The sequence below is a fragment of the Pseudoalteromonas luteoviolacea NCIMB 1942 genome, assembly GCF_001625595.1.
Taxonomy (GTDB): domain Bacteria; phylum Pseudomonadota; class Gammaproteobacteria; order Enterobacterales; family Alteromonadaceae; genus Pseudoalteromonas; species Pseudoalteromonas luteoviolacea_A.
Genome location: NZ_AUXT01000107.1, coordinates 1 through 823, shown reverse-complemented (window position 1 = coordinate 823; position 823 = coordinate 1). Strand labels below are relative to the sequence as shown.

The window sequence follows — 823 nt, the reverse complement described above, 5'->3', positions numbered from 1 at the left end:
GTGAACATTCTGTTAACAGCTAAGCCCTAATCACCTTATTTAAATATTCAGTGTCCATCGCAGCGCGGCGTTGTTTTCGTCGTACACTGGCTTTTAAGGTACTTTCTCTTTTCAACTGATTCAGTCCTACATGTCTGAATGTACTGAAGTTTTCAGCCGCGTGACCTCGATTGATTGGGCAGTTATCCTCTCGGAATGAGACATCAAGAACCCAGTGCAGTTGATTCTCAACTGCCCAATGGCTACGCACATGGTTGGCTAACTCTTTTGCTGATAACTGTGCAGAGCTGATGTAATAGCGAGTGTCGATAAGCTCTTTTCCATTCTCTATGCGGTAGTAAATCGCTTTCCCTATGGTCGTTAGTTTTGACCATTTTTCAGTAAGAGGGAGTGATTCAGCTTGAAGTACTTCATACTTACGATATTCGGTTCGGCCACGTTGTTGCTCTAGATAGCTGTGTCCGGCCGCATGTTCGCTCTGACTATCAGTATAGAAGGCCTGTTTAATTGCTTGATGCAACGACCCCTGATTCCCCTTAACTGTAAATAGATAATTCGCCTCTTTTTCAATGATCTTTTTGGCTATCTTAGTCTGACATCCCATAGCATCTAATGTTACTAAGTGCCCTTTTAATTCTAGTAAATCAAGCAATTCGGGGATTGCTGTGATTTCATTGGATTTTGCATCTGTTTTAAGTTGACCCATTACAACGCCATTTTGAGACGCGAAGGCACTGACCATATGGATAGTCGATTTTCTGTCTGATGGATCATAAGAACGCCTCAGAGTTTTTCCATCAATGGCAATCACTTGATTGTCAGT

At 42.3% G+C, this 823-nt stretch carries 1 protein-coding gene; it reads right to left on the bottom strand.

Annotated elements, in window-relative coordinates:
- Nucleotides 1-19: 19 nt before the first annotated feature.
- Nucleotides 20-823: ISAs1 family transposase (locus N482_RS05650; protein ID WP_063376134.1), on the bottom strand; the 804-nt coding region annotated here is incomplete at its 5' end.